Source organism: Novosphingobium sp. Fuku2-ISO-50 (assembly GCF_001519055.1).
GTDB lineage: Bacteria > Pseudomonadota > Alphaproteobacteria > Sphingomonadales > Sphingomonadaceae > Novosphingobium.
Window position 1 is genome coordinate 207,530 of record NZ_KQ954290.1, and the last position, 12,864, is coordinate 220,393.

The following is a 12,864-nucleotide window of genomic DNA, read 5'->3' on the forward strand; positions in this document are numbered from 1 at the left end:
AGCCATGGCTGCGTGGGTCTTTGGGCTTGCGGGGTGTGTCTGTTGATGGCCCGTTGGATCGGGCCGCCACCAATCCCCCCCTTGCGTCGACGCCTCATGCAGTTCGTCCGATGCTGTTATGGGGATTTTTTCATGACCCGAGATACCAGGTTTGCCCGTTTCCTGTTTGCCGCTTCGGCGCTTGCCCTGACCTGCTTCACACTACCCGGCGCCGCCTTGGCCGAAACCCCGTCGTCCGATGGGGGCGACGGAATCGTCGTCACCGCGCTACGCACCCCCGTCGACAGCGACCAGGTCTCGTCGAGCGTGACCGTGCTCGATGCCGACGATCTCGCGCTGGCGCAGCCGCTGGCGCTGACCGACGTGCTCGATCGCACCCCGAGCGTGACCGTCGCGCGCAACGGCGGCTATGGTCAGGTCACCAGCTTGCGCATTCGCGGCGCCGATCCGGCCGAGACCATCATGGTGATCGACGGGATGCGCATGGCCGATCCGACCTCGATCAACGGCGGATTTGATATCACGCATCTGTTTGCCGACGACATCGCGCGCGTCGAAATCCTGCGCGGGCCGCAATCGATCCTGTGGGGATCGAACGCGATGGGCGGGATCATCAATGTCACGACAGTTGTGCCGACAAAGCCGCTCGAAGGCGATTTCGGCGTCGAGGGCGGGTCCAACCAGACGGTCAATGCCCATGCCGGGCTGGGCGGCACCTCGTCGCTGGTCGACTGGCGCGTATCGGGCACTGCGTTTTCGACCGACGGCATTCCGACGCTGGTCGGCGGAACGCAGCCCAATGGCTATACCCGCAAGGCGGCAAGCGGCACGCTGACATTCCATATCGCGGCCAACGTCTCGCTCGATCTGCGCGGGTACTGGAACGATTCGCGCAACAGCTTTTCCGACACGTTCAGCCTGGCGCCGCAGATCTATGCGGGCGACTATGCGCTTACCAAGCAATGGTCGGTCTATGCCGGGCTCAATGTCGCGCTGCTCGACGACCGGTTCAAGAACCGCATTTCGGTCCAGCAGGATCAGACCGACAACGAGGATCTCTATCCGATCAACGCGCTCTATGGCAGCCCGGCGCTGACGTTTGTCGGCCATGGCAAGACTCGCCGCTATGAATATCAGGGCACGCTGACCCCGACCAAGGGGATCGACCTGATTTTCGGCGCCGAGCGCGAAGAACAGCACATGCGCACGGGCTCGCCTTATGATGATGGCGGGCTGATGCCTTATGCCCTGGTGCCCGAAAGCGCGAATACCAACAGCGTCTATGGCGAAGCGCGCGTGACGCCGGTCACCGGGCTGACGCTCAACGGCGGCGTGCGCCATGACCATCATTCGCAATTCGGCGGCAACACCGTGTTCAGCGCGGGCGCGGCCTATACCCCCGACAAGGGCACGACCGTTCTGCGCGCGACGTATGACGAAGGCTACCGGGCGCCCTCGCTCTATCAGCTTTACAGCGATTACGGGAACACCGGCCTCAAGCCCGAACATGCCAAAGGCTGGGAACTGGGCGCCGAACGCGCGCTGTTTGGCAAAGCGGTGCAGATCGGCGCGACCTGGTGGGAACGCCGTTCGACCAACCTGATCGGGTTTGCCTATTGCCCCTACCCGATCAACCCGTCGGACCCGTCGACGCCGCCGGCCTGCCTGATCAACGGCTATGGCTATTACGCCAATGTCGACAAGGCATTCGGGCGCGGGCTCGAACTGACCGGCAAGGCGCGCGTGGCGCATCTGTTTGCCGATGCCAACTATGCCATCGTCGTCAACGAAGACCGCACCGACGGCGCCACGACCTATGGCAAGCAATTGCCGCGCGTGCCGCGTCACGTGTTCAACGGCGAAGTGGGGTATGATCTGCCCTTTGGCGTGACCACCAGCGTCGCGATGCGCCACGCGGGCGCTTCGTTCAACGACAGCACTTATGCGCAAGTGCTTGGCGGCTACACGCTGTTCGACTGGCGCGTCGAATGGAAGGTCCAGAGCGCGCTGACACTGTATGGCCGGATCGATAACATCGGCGACCGCCAGTATCAGACCGCCTATGGCTACAACAGCCTCGGGCGCACCGCCTATGTCGGCATCCGGGGCCACTTCTGAACCAGCCCTGCCCGCCAGTAACCCTGCCCTCAGTGACCCTGGAGATACCATGGCATCCATAATGCTCCAGGGAACGGGGTCGGACGTGGGCAAATCGGTGCTCGTCGCCGGGATTTGCCGCGCTCTGGCCAATCGTGGCCTGTCGGTCCTGCCGTTCAAGCCTCAGAACATGTCGAACAACGCCGCCGTCACTGCCGACGGCGGCGAAATCGGGCGCGCGCAGGCCTTGCAGGCGCTGGCCGCGCGCGCCGAGCCGCATACCGACATGAACCCGGTGCTGTTGAAACCGCAGGCCGATCTGACCGCGCAACTGATCGTTCATGGTCGCGTGCGCGGGACGCTCGGCACGGCGGATTTCCGCGAAGGGCGGCGCCCTTTGCTGCCCGACGTGCTGAAAAGCCATGCGCGCCTCGCCGCGCGCTGCGACATTGTCGTGGTCGAAGGCGCGGGCAGCCCGGCGGAAATCAACTTGCGCAGCGGAGACATCGCCAACATGGGCTTTGCCCGCGCCGCAGGCGTGCCGGTCGTGCTGATCGGCGACATCGATCGCGGCGGCGTGATCGCCGCGCTGGCGGGCACGCGCGCGGTGCTCGATCCAGCCGATGCGGCCATGATCCGGGGCTTTGTCATCAACAAGTTTCGCGGCGATCCCGCGCTGTTCGAAGACGGCTATCGCGCGATCGAGCGGCTGACCGGCTGGCCCGGCATGGGCGTCGTTCCCTGGCTCGCCGCCGCGCGGACGCTGCCGAGCGAGGATGCCGTCGTGCTCGAACGCGGCCTGGGCGCGCGGGCCGGGCGCCGGTTGATCGCCTGCCCGATCCTGCCGCGCATCGCCAATTTCGACGATCTCGATCCGCTGAAGGCAGAACCGGTCGTCGAACTCGCGATGATCCCGCCTGGCACCCCCATTCCGGCAGAAGCAGCGCTGATCGTGCTGCCCGGATCCAAGGCGACGATCCCCGACATGGCCTTTTTGCGCGAACAGGGGTGGGACATCGACATCCTCGCGCATCACCGGCGCGGCGGCATGGTCTTGGGCATCTGCGGCGGATACCAGATGCTCGGACGATGGATTGCCGATCCCAAAGGCATCGAAGGCCCGCCCGCCACGATTGCCGGGCTCGGCCTGATCGATGTCACGACCAGGCTCTCGGGCGGCAAGACATTACGCGCCGTCTCCGGGGCCGCGCTCGGCACGCGGTTCGGCGGCTATGAAATGCACATCGGCGAAACGCATGGCCCCGGCGCCGGTTTGCCCTTCGCCGTGCTCGACGATGGTACGCTCGATGGCGCGCTCAGCCTCGATGGCCGGGTGATCGGGACGTATTGCCACGGCCTGTTTGCCGATCCGGGCCTGCGCGGCGCGCTGCTCGGCAAGCTGGGCCTCGCCAGCAACGGACTCGATCACGCGGCCATGGTCGATGCCGCGCTCGACGAGCTGGCCGACCATTGCGAACGCCATATCGCCATCGACGCGATGCTGGCCCTCGCGCGCGGCGCGGCGACCTGAGCCGATTTCACCATGGTCCCGTCCCCGTGACGCCCCCCCAAACCTTCATCCAGCCGAGATCAGAGCTGCCCCTTGCTTTTTCAGGTCGCCTAGTGGTCCGATTCTGACATTTGCGACCGTGCTATCCGGATGGCGGGAGGCAAATGTCAAAAACAATCCACTAGCAGCAGCGCCCGCCGCGCCCGCCGCCAAATTTGTGGGCTTCGCGGTTGCGGATGAATTCGGCGCGGGTCATCGGGGCCCGCCCCCCATGATCATGCCCCCCATGATCATGCCCCCCATGATCCTGTCCGGCCTGGCATTCGCGGATGTGGGCGCAATAGGCGTCATAGTCGCCGAGGCCCAGCAGGGCATAAACGAACGTGCGGATCGGGCTGCGCATGGGGCGATCCTTTCACAGGACAGCATGCATCGCAAGATGGCCGGGGCAAGATGGCCGGGGCAAGATGGCCGGGGCAAGATGGCCGGGGCAAGATGGTCGGGCTTGCCAGCCGGGCGGTCTTGGCCATATCGCTGAGCGCTGCGAAAAACCAACGGGAGAGATGCGCATCATGGCAATTCGGGGGCGACGCTGGCCGTGGCTGCTGGTCGGGCTGACAGGCGCAGGCGCGGCGGCGATGGTGGCGCTGTCGCGGGGTGAACGGGTCAATGCGATCTGGCTGCTGATTGCGGCGGTCTCGGTCTATCTGATTGCCTATCGCTTCTATGCGCGGTTCATTGCCACGCGCGTTTTGGGAATCGATCCGGCGCGACCTACCCCGGCGCACGTGCATGGCGACGGGCTCGATTTCGTGCCGACCGATCGCACCGTCTTGTTCGGGCATCATTTTGCCGCGATTGCGGGCGCCGGGCCGCTGGTCGGGCCGGTGCTGGCCGCGCAGATGGGCTATTTGCCGGGGACATTGTGGATTCTGGCGGGTGTCGTGCTGGCGGGCGCGGTGCAGGATTTCATCACGCTGTTCATTTCGATGCGGCGCGACGGGCGCTCGTTCGGCGAACTGGTGCGCATGGAAATGGGCGCGATTGCCGGGGTGGCCGCGCTGATCGGCACATTCGTGATCATGGTCATCATTCTGGCCGTGCTCGCGCTGATCGTCGTCAAGGCGCTGGCCAACAGCCCGTGGGGCCTGTTCACGGTAACCGCGACGATGCCGCTGGCGGTGATGATGGGCGCCTATATGCGCTGGGTTCGTCCCGGGCGCGTCGGCGAAGCCTCGATCCTGGGCGTGATCGGACTGTTTGCCGCGATCCTCGCCGGGCGCTGGGTGGCCGAGGCGCCGGTTTGGGCGGCCTTGTTCACATGGTCGCCGACCGCGCTGTGCTGGGCGTTGATCGGCTATGGCGCCACGGCTTCGCTGCTGCCGGTGTGGTTGCTGCTCGCGCCGCGCGATTATCTGTCGACCTTTCTCAAGATCGGGGCGATCGTCGCGCTGGCAATCGGGATCGTGCTGGTCCAGCCGGTTTTGCGCATGCCCGCGATCACGCCGTTTGCGATCAGCGGCGGGCCGGTCTTTGCCGGTGGGCTGTTTCCCTTTCTGTTCATCACTATCGCCTGCGGTGCGGTCTCGGGGTTTCACGCGCTGATCGCCTGCGGCACGACGCCAAAGCTGATCGCGAGCGAGGCCGATGCGCAATTCATCGGCTATGGCGCGATGCTGGCGGAAAGCTTTGTCGCGATGATGGCGCTGATTTCCGCCTCGATCCTCGATCCGGGGGTCTATTTCGCGATGAACAGCCCCACCGCGCTCGTCGGCACCGATGCGGCCAGCGCGTCGGCGGCAGTGACCAGACTGGGCTTTGCCGTTTCGGCGCAGACGATCGAGACGACCGCGCGCGAGGTCGGCGAAAAGACCGTGATCAGCCGCGCGGGCGGCGCGCCGACGCTGGCGGTGGGCATGGCGGAGATTTTCAGCCATGTTCTGGGCGGGGCGACGATGAAGGCGTTCTGGTATCATTTCGCCATCCTGTTCGAGGCGCTGTTCATCCTGACTGCGGTCGATGCCGGAACGCGCACCGGGCGCTTCATGTTGCAGGATCTGTTTGCGCTGATCGTGCCGCGCACGCAGGTCCAGTCGTGGCCCGGCGCGGGGCTGGCGACGGGGGCCTGCGTCGCTAGTTGGGGGTTCTTTCTCTATCAGGGGGTCACCGATCCGCTGGGCGGGGTAAACACCTTGTGGCCGCTGTTCGGCATTGCCAATCAGATGCTCGCGGCGATCGCGCTGCTGCTTGGCACGGTTGTCCTGTTCCGCATGGGGCGGGCGCGGTTTGCCTGGGTGACGATCGTGCCTGCGTCATGGCTGCTTGCCTGCACCGGCTATGCCGCCTGGCTCAAGCTGATGTCGGATGATCCGAAAATCGGCTTTGTCGCCCATGCCCGGCGCTTTGCCGCAGCGCTCGATGCCGGGACGGTGCTCGCCCCGGCGCATTCGCTCGGCGACATGATCCGCATCGCGGGCAATGACCGCATCGATGCCGCGATCTGCGCATTCCTCGCCCTCATCCTTGGCACGGTGCTGGCCTGCAGCCTGGTCGTCATCGCGCGCACGCGCGTTCGCGCGGCATGACCGCGCTGCTCGATCGGCTGGGCATCGCCTTGCCCATTCTGCAGGCGCCGATGGCCGGGGTGTCTTCGCCCGCGATGGCGGCGGCGGTGTCGGAGGCAGGCGGGCTCGGCGCGCTGGGGCTCGGCGCGGCGGGTGTCGCAGGCGCGCAAGAGATGATCGCACACCTGCGCAAGCGCAGCGACCGGCCATTCGGCGTCAACGTGTTTGTCCACACCCCAGCCCGCCGCGATGCCGCGCGCGAGGCGGGCTGGATCGAACGCTGGCGCCCCGAATTCGCCCGGTTCAAAGCCGAACCACCGGCGCGGCTCGATGAAATCTACACCAGTTTTGCCGTCGATGACGCGATGCTGGCGATGCTGCTGGCCGAACGTCCGGCGGTCGTCAGCTTTCATTTCGGGCTGCCCGATGCGGCGCGGATTGCGGCCTTGCGCGATGCAGGGATAACGCTGCTGGCGACAGCGACAAACCTAGCCGAGGCGCGCGCGGCCAAAGCCGCCGGGATCGACGCGATCATCGCGCAAGGCTGGGAAGCGGGCGGCCATCGCGGCAGTTTCGATCCCGACGCGCCCGATGATCGGCTCGGCACGCTGGCGCTGGTGCGCATTCTGGCGCGACAGGCCGACATCCCGGTGATCGCGGCGGGCGGGATCATGGATGGCGCCGCGATCGATGCCGCGCTGGCGCTCGGCGCGGCGGCGGCGCAATTGGGCACGGCCTATGTCGCTACCGATGAAAGCCTCGCCGATCCCGGCTATCGCGCGGCGCTGGCTGGCCCGGCGGCGCATCACACGACGATGACCCGCGTCATTTCCGGCCGCCCGGCGCGGTGTCTGGCCAATCGCTTTACCGCCATCGGCGCGGACATCCCGGCCGAAGCGATCCCCGCCTATCCGGTGGCCTATGACCTGGGCAAGGCGCTCAACGCGGCGGCCAAGGCCAAGGCAGAACCCGGCTTTGGCGCGCAATGGGCCGGGCAAGGCGCGCCGCTCGCCCGCGCCATGCCCGCCGCCGCGTTGACGCGCATGCTGGCCGGGGAAATGCGGCCCCGACCGATCGGCTGATCAGCGCGCGGGCGCTGCGTGCTGGACAGGATAAAGCTGCGGCGGCGGCCCCCGAAAGCGTTGCTGTTGCCAGGTGCCGAATTGCTGCGCAGCGGCTTCGTGCTGCGCGCGCGTTTCGGTCCAGGGGCGCTGCTCTTCGTCGCGATGCGCGCCGTTCCAGGCAGCCCAGTCGGGGTTTTGGTCCATCTGGCGCTGCCATGCGACGCGCTGCGCGGCGAGATCGGCGCGGCTGTCGCTCCAGACATAGGCATTGACCGCCAGATGCGGCCGCGTCGATGCCGCGCGCCACAGCGCATGGCCCCGATCGAGGTAGCGCCCGGCATAAATCACCGGCTGCGCCCCGTCGGCGAGATCGATCGGCATACCCGCAGGCGTAAACAGCGCGACCAGGGCGCCGTCGTCATAGGCATAGGCATAGTGCGAATCGCGCACGAGATAGGGCGTTTCGGACCCGGCCTGATACGTATACGTGCGATAGCCGCCCGCGACCGGCTCGCAGATCACCCGCGCGCCCTGCCCCGTGGTCCAGACCCAGAGCCGCACGCCGCCTTCTTCGAAACTGTAATCGGGCGGCGCGTCTTCGACCGCGTTTTCCTGATAGGCGGCGCGGTCGAGATAGCCAAAACTCTCGCGGCGGTCTGCCAGGCGCCGCAGCCGCACAGACTGCCCCACCGGCAGCGCGGTCACCGGCGGCGCAAGGCTGACCCTTGCCGGCGTCGTCGTGCTGAGCGGCAAGACGGCAGGCGTCGCATCCCCGGCCTCGGCGCTGCCGCTGTCCGATGGCGCCGCGCCCGGCGCACCATGACTGGCGCACGCGCCCAAGGCGCTGGTCAGCAAGAGCCCCGCGCTCCAGGTGGCAAATGCGCGTTTGCGCAAACGCGATTGCGACATGGCTCGCTCTCCTCGAATCCGGGCCCGCATGTGGGCAAGTCCGATGGAACCATCGAACCCCGCCCGCACATGCCATGGCCAAGCTGAGCCAGCGCTGAACCGGAGGTGCGGGCCCGGCTCAGGCAAAAAAATTCAAATGGTCAGCGCCGCGCCGCGCGCGACCATGCGCACCGTTCCGCCGATCCAGACCGCATCATCTTCGATGGCGACCGCGATCCGGCCATCGGCGCCGATGCATTGCCCCTGCCCGGCGACATAGCCCGGCGCGGCGACCTGGCCGCCGGCAACAAGATATTGCGCGACCGAGGCATTGAGACTGCCGGTCACCGGATCTTCGACCACACGACCGTTGGCATCGGCGAAAAAGGCGCGCAGTTCGAACTGGCGATCACGCCCGCCATCGCTCCACGCGCCGACCAGCCCGACATCGGTCGGCACCGGTGCGACCGGCACCGGGCGCGCAGCCAGCACCGCCTCGGCCGAAACCATCTGCAACAGCCGCCATCCGGGGCCGTTGTCGGCATGGACGGCAGCGATGACATCGGCCTCGCAGACCCCGGCGATGCGAATTGCCTCGGCCCGTTCCCCGGCATCGAGCGGCCCCGAACGGCGCAAGGGCGGCGCGCGAAAGGCAAAGGCCTCGCCATCGCGGCGCACCTCGATCAGCCCCACGCCACATTGCTGGACGATCACGCCATCGCGCGCCGGGCGTCCCCCGGCGGCAAGCCATGCCGCCGCGCTGCCCAATGTGGGATGTCCGGCAAAGGGCAATTCCCCCGCCGGATAGAAAATCCGCACCCGATAGTCCGCACCGGGCATCCCTGCACCCGAATCGCCGCAAGCCACGGGGGTCGGCGGCAAAAGAAAAGTGGTCTCGGAAAAGCCCAGCCAGCGGGTCAGCGCCAGCATGGCACCGCCATCCAGCGCATCGGCGCCATGGACCACCGCCAGCGGATTCCCGGACAGGGCCCCATCGGCAAAGACATCGACCAGATCAAGCTGCATGATGCGGGGCATACCGCGCGCCGGGTCGCCGGGCAACCGGGCAACCCGGCGCGACCTTCGTCGCGCGGTTGCAAAGGCCCTTTACCTGCCGCCCGTTAAGCGCGAATTAGGGCTCCCCCCAAAGACAGCCACAAGAGTCCCTCAAATATGTCGATGTTCCTGCTTGATGCCGCGCTGAAACGCCTGATCCGCCAGGGTACGCTGACCGTGACCGAGGCCAGTGGTCGCCAGCGCCGTTATGGCACCGAAACGCCGGGCTGGCCCAATCTGGGCCTGCGCCTCAATGACAAGGGCGCGCCGGGCAAGATCGCGCGCAACCCCAGCCTGGGCTTTGCCGAAGCCTATATGGATCAGCGCGTCGACATCGAAGGCGGCGACATCATGGATTTCGTCAGCTTCGTGCGGCGCAACAATCCCTGGGACAGCGGGCGCGACCTCGACAATCCGGGCCTCGTGGCAAAGGCGCGGCTGGCGCTGGTGGGCCGGATCAACCGGATCAACGCGCGCGCCGCTTCGCTGCGCAACGTGTCGCATCACTACGACATCGACGACCGGCTCTATGACTTGTTCCTCGATCCGAACCGGCAATATTCCTGCGCCTATTGGGCCGACGGGATCACCACGCTCGAACAGGCGCAAATCGCCAAGATGAACCACATCGCGGCCAAGCTGAATCTCAAGCCCGGCGTCCGCGTGCTCGACATCGGCTGCGGCTGGGGGGGGCTTGCCATTCACCTGCACAAAGTGACTGGCGCCAAAATTCACGGCATTTCGCTCAGCAAGGAACAGATCGGCTATGCCAAGGCCTGGGCCGAGCGCGAAGGCGTCGCCGATGCGGTGACATTCAGCCTGACCGATTATCGCGATGTCGCGGGCAAATTCGACCGGATCGTCTCGGTCGGCATGTTCGAACATGTCGGCACGCGCAATTTCCCTGAATTTTTCCGCAAGATCCATAACTTGCTTGAAACTGACGGCGTCATGCTGCTGCACACCATCGGCCGCTCCGCGCCTCCGGGGGTCACCGACGATTTCACGCGCAAATACATTTTCCCGGGCGGCTATATCCCGTCGTTGAGCGAAACGGTCGCGGCGATCGAGCCCAACAAGCTGATGCTGGCCGATTGCGAAATCCTGCGCCGCCACTATGCGCCGACGCTGCGCGCCTGGTTCGACCGCTGCGTTGCCCAGCACGATCGCATCGTCGAACTGTTCGATGAAAAATTCTATCGCATGTGGCTGTTCTATCTCGCAGGCGCGGCAACCGCGTTCGAACACGCCAGCCTGGTCAATTTTCAGCTGCAACTGGTGCGCGACCGCGACGCCGTGCCGATCACGCGCGATTATATCGAGGCGACCGAAAAGCGGCTCAACGCCGGCGATACGACCGGAATGGGCGCGACCGTCGTGCCGCTGCGCCGCGACAACGCGCCGGCCTGATTTATGGCAGAATGCCAGGGGATGGCCGGCCGGAGCCGGCCACCCCTGTTGCATCGCACGCGAATTACATCCGTTTCGACCAAATTATGGAACAATCGGATTAATCCAATATTTCCATAACCTTACCACATCCCTACGGCATATCCCCTAGGGCCAATCCCACGACTGTCGATCCAATCTCCAGTGATCTGGAGATGCCCTTAGGCACAGTCCCTGTTTCACTGTCTTCGCCACCAGAACGGAACCAGCAAGCCCCGGTTCCAGGCTCCAGTTCAAAGGGGGCGTGGTGCGAAGGCAAGAGATGCGACAGGCGGATTGGCCATAGCTCCGGAGGGTTGCACAGGGCATGGGTAGTCCTGGCAGCTGCTATCCGTCGGGAACCGCGAGGGTGCGCTCCCGACCCGCCGACCTGATGACACCGGGCCGCGATCATTCGTGGCAGGCCCGTTGCAGTCGCGATCAAAGGCCGACGCATCGCACCCCGTGGGGCTCGGGGCGATGGAAGAGGACATAATGTAAAACGATGCCAGAGACGGGACGCATCCCCCTGCCCGGACCGTTGCGCAACGGCCCGGGCAGGATTTACGTGGGGGCCGTGCGACCGATTTCGGGGGGCCATCGGTCAGCGCCGAAGCTGATTGGTCAGGCCGCGTGGGCAGATTGCAATGTTGCCTGAACGGCTCGTATTGGAGGGTTCCTGACTGTCGGCTTTCGTCGGGGGCGGTTTGATCAGCGCCAGCCATCTGGTAAAGGTTTACCCGGATTGAGCAGCGGTCCGTTGGGCAAATGATTCTGTACGCGCTCCGCCGCCCACTTGTCCTTCATCCGGGCGAAGCTCGCCTCGATTGCAGCCAAATCATAGTGGGCCCGCGCCGCCGCGACAGCATTTTGCCATGCGCCTGCGCCCACGCCGTTGGGCCGTCCTGAATAAAGCGGGACTTTGCGCTCATAGGAATAGGCCCGCTTCATCACCTCAAGCATGGCGTGCGGATCGCTGCCGAGCCAGGCGTTGATCGGACCACCCAGAGTCGCAGTGAACGAACCACGCAGTGCAGCTTCGCCATCTGGAGAGCCCAGCCTCGCCCAAGGCTCGCTGCGCACCTGCCAAAAATAATACCAGAATGACGCGCGCAGCATATTGCCTTGCCGCAAAAGTGCAGCGATCGCCAGAGGCAAGGAAAAGGGATTGACCAGATCAGGGCGGCTCGTGATCAGATCGGCGGCACGGTTTTGCTGCAGCATCGACCCGGACTGCAGCCGCATAAGGACAGCCTCTGTCGGCATATCGTCTGGCGCCGCAAATTCGTCGCCGGCAATTTGAGCTGTGTCGCCAAATCCTGGAAGGACCTGTTTAAAATTCAGGCAGTCGTCTTGGCTTCCCCGCCAGATGCTACCGTCGCCCACTCTGTCAATGTCTTGATCATTGGCATAAACTGCCCGGACAAAATCCAGAATTGCGGCTGGTGGGGCACTTGCACTGGGGATTTGCTCTGTCGGACCCGTTGATACGCTGCAACCAATAAGGCGCCCCTCCACGGATTGACCCGGCGCTGGTTCACCGCTCTGCTGTAAAGTCAGCGTGATTGGATAGGGCTGCGCATTGGACCAGCCAACAAAAAACCAGCCGAACGCACCTGCCGGGGCATGAAAGGCATCAATGGCAAAGCGCCCGGACTCCAAGGCAGGTAGTTCCACCAAACCAGGCTTTTTTAGGGTCGCGACATGCGCCGCCCTGACTGCATCGCGCGCCTTGGCCATGTCTGCCGCTACACCCGCTGCACTCGACGATTGCAGCCAATTTCGTGAATTGAGCCCAACCAGCGGCGATTCCGGGTCAAGCGGTGTTTGCTTCAAGACCTCAATGGCCCCCAAAAAATCTCGAATTGCGACCCTCTGATCAGCATCCAGCGCACGTACGTATGCCAATTTTTCTGGTTGCGCCGCGCAGTTGGCTTCCAAATTTCGCAGGGTTGCCAACGCGGCAACTTTCGCTTTCGATGGTGATTGCGGTGTAGCGCGCCCGGTCCTTAAATCTAAGCCGCCCTGGTTGTCAGGCTCATCACGCGCCTCGACCAACGATGGCCATTCTCGATGAAGTGATACGGTGCATGCATCGACATCAGATTGCAGGGATAGTGCCGAAGCAGCTGCGAGAATTAGCGTAATCATCCTGCAAAAGTAGCTTCGGGCAACACAAAATTACAAGCCCAACCGACATTTATCGCAAATCGCAGGTTTGGCTGCATAAGGTAGCGGAACATGAACGGAACTCGTT

The 12,864-nt window shown here is 64.9% G+C and carries 9 protein-coding genes; 5 read left to right on the forward strand and 4 right to left on the reverse strand.

The genetic code is table 11. The features are described 5' to 3' along the window. Positions 1 to 132: 132 nt before the first annotated feature. Positions 133 to 2,118: a TonB-dependent receptor plug domain-containing protein gene (locus tag AQZ50_RS10435; protein WP_082703578.1), complete on the forward strand. Its 1,986-nt coding sequence runs from the start codon at positions 133 to 135 to the stop codon at positions 2,116 to 2,118. A 49-nt stretch (positions 2,119 to 2,167) separates the two neighbouring features. Next, complete coding sequence (locus AQZ50_RS10440; protein WP_067746192.1) at positions 2,168 to 3,628, forward strand: cobyric acid synthase; 1,461 nt, start codon at positions 2,168 to 2,170, stop codon at positions 3,626 to 3,628. Between the two features lie 160 nt (positions 3,629 to 3,788). Here AQZ50_RS10440 and AQZ50_RS10445 read toward each other — a convergent pair whose 3' ends face one another. Further along, positions 3,789 to 4,010 (reverse strand): CstA-like transporter-associated (seleno)protein, encoded by a 222-nt coding sequence (locus AQZ50_RS10445; RefSeq protein WP_067746194.1) that lies wholly within the window; start codon positions 4,008 to 4,010, stop codon positions 3,789 to 3,791. 169 nt (positions 4,011 to 4,179) lie between these two features. On the opposite strand from AQZ50_RS10445, the gene AQZ50_RS10450 reads away from it, so the two are divergent. Both AQZ50_RS10450 and AQZ50_RS10455 read left to right on the forward strand, forming a co-directional pair. After that, positions 4,180 to 6,192 (forward strand): carbon starvation CstA family protein, encoded by a 2,013-nt coding sequence (locus AQZ50_RS10450; RefSeq protein ID WP_067746293.1) that lies wholly within the window; start codon positions 4,180 to 4,182, stop codon positions 6,190 to 6,192. Beyond that, a complete protein-coding gene (locus AQZ50_RS10455) occupies positions 6,189 to 7,253 on the forward strand; it encodes an NAD(P)H-dependent flavin oxidoreductase (protein ID WP_067746197.1) in 1,065 nt (354 codons plus the stop codon). Before AQZ50_RS10450 ends, AQZ50_RS10455 begins: the two co-directional genes overlap by 4 nt. Here AQZ50_RS10455 and AQZ50_RS10460 read toward each other — a convergent pair whose 3' ends face one another. Both AQZ50_RS10460 and AQZ50_RS10465 read right to left on the reverse strand, forming a co-directional pair. Then, positions 7,254 to 8,144 carry a hypothetical protein gene (locus AQZ50_RS10460; protein ID WP_067746199.1) on the reverse strand — a complete coding sequence of 297 codons (891 nt, stop codon included), beginning with the start codon at positions 8,142 to 8,144 and terminating at the stop codon, positions 7,254 to 7,256. Positions 8,145 to 8,276: 132 nt separating this feature from the next. After that, positions 8,277 to 9,149 carry a PhzF family phenazine biosynthesis protein gene (locus AQZ50_RS10465; RefSeq protein WP_067746295.1) on the reverse strand — a complete coding sequence of 291 codons (873 nt, stop codon included), beginning with the start codon at positions 9,147 to 9,149 and terminating at the stop codon, positions 8,277 to 8,279. Positions 9,150 to 9,302: 153 nt separating this feature from the next. On the opposite strand from AQZ50_RS10465, the gene AQZ50_RS10470 reads away from it, so the two are divergent. Continuing rightward, complete coding sequence (locus AQZ50_RS10470) at positions 9,303 to 10,589, forward strand: SAM-dependent methyltransferase (RefSeq protein ID WP_067746201.1); 1,287 nt, start codon at positions 9,303 to 9,305, stop codon at positions 10,587 to 10,589. Between the two features lie 729 nt (positions 10,590 to 11,318). On the opposite strand, the gene AQZ50_RS20440 is transcribed toward AQZ50_RS10470, so the two are convergent. Next, positions 11,319 to 12,665, reverse strand: coding sequence for a hypothetical protein (locus AQZ50_RS20440; RefSeq protein WP_156427309.1), 1,347 nt, complete (start codon positions 12,663 to 12,665; stop codon positions 11,319 to 11,321). Positions 12,666 to 12,864: the final 199 nt, after the last annotated feature.

What these genes read in the sequence shown, in the direction of transcription:
- AQZ50_RS10435 (WP_082703578.1), top strand. Translation starts at nt 133, where the DNA reads ATGACCCGAGATACCAGGTTTGCCCGTTTCCTGTTTGCCGCTTCGGCG.
- AQZ50_RS10440 (WP_067746192.1), top strand. Translation starts at nt 2,168, where the DNA reads ATGGCATCCATAATGCTCCAGGGAACGGGGTCGGACGTGGGCAAATCG.
- AQZ50_RS10445 (WP_067746194.1), bottom strand. Translation starts at nt 4,010, where the DNA reads ATGCGCAGCCCGATCCGCACGTTCGTTTATGCCCTGCTGGGCCTCGGC.
- AQZ50_RS10460 (WP_067746199.1), bottom strand. Translation starts at nt 8,144, where the DNA reads ATGTCGCAATCGCGTTTGCGCAAACGCGCATTTGCCACCTGGAGCGCG.
- AQZ50_RS10470 (WP_067746201.1), top strand. Translation starts at nt 9,303, where the DNA reads ATGTTCCTGCTTGATGCCGCGCTGAAACGCCTGATCCGCCAGGGTACG.
- AQZ50_RS10450 (WP_067746293.1), top strand. Translation starts at nt 4,180, where the DNA reads ATGGCAATTCGGGGGCGACGCTGGCCGTGGCTGCTGGTCGGGCTGACA.
- AQZ50_RS10455 (WP_067746197.1), top strand. Translation starts at nt 6,189, where the DNA reads ATGACCGCGCTGCTCGATCGGCTGGGCATCGCCTTGCCCATTCTGCAG.
- AQZ50_RS10465 (WP_067746295.1), bottom strand. Translation starts at nt 9,149, where the DNA reads ATGCAGCTTGATCTGGTCGATGTCTTTGCCGATGGGGCCCTGTCCGGG.